The following is a 328-nucleotide window of genomic DNA, read 5'->3' on the forward strand; positions in this document are numbered from 1 at the left end:
GCCCTTGCGCCGAAATACGGGGCGTTCCACTTGCAACACCACGTAACTGGACGTCCGCTGGGCCAGCCGATAGGTCGTTTTGGTGCCAAGGATGTCGTACTGGTCGGCGTCGGGGCCGCTTAGCTCCGGCGGCAGGTGTTCAACAACTTCCACTGGCACGTCCGCTGTAAAACGCAGACCCGTATCGTTCAGGCAGTCGTCGTCCCGCTGTTTCTTTCCGGTGCCTCGCTGATAAGCCCGAACCGGGCGTTTCTCCGCATCGAGAGGCTTCTCCGGGCTAGCCGCATCATTCGATTGGAACAGGCCGCCCTGCTCCGGGAGGTCATAC

The 328-nt window shown here is 61.6% G+C and carries 1 pseudogene; it reads right to left on the reverse strand.

Going from position 1 to position 328, the window contains the following annotated elements:
* Positions 1 to 328: pseudogene (locus HZR81_RS23795) on the reverse strand (IS66 family transposase); the annotation flags it as partial.

Origin of the sequence: Pseudomonas sp. LM13 (assembly GCF_041381355.1) — a bacterium.
Classification (GTDB): domain Bacteria; phylum Pseudomonadota; class Gammaproteobacteria; order Pseudomonadales; family Pseudomonadaceae; genus Stutzerimonas; species Stutzerimonas frequens.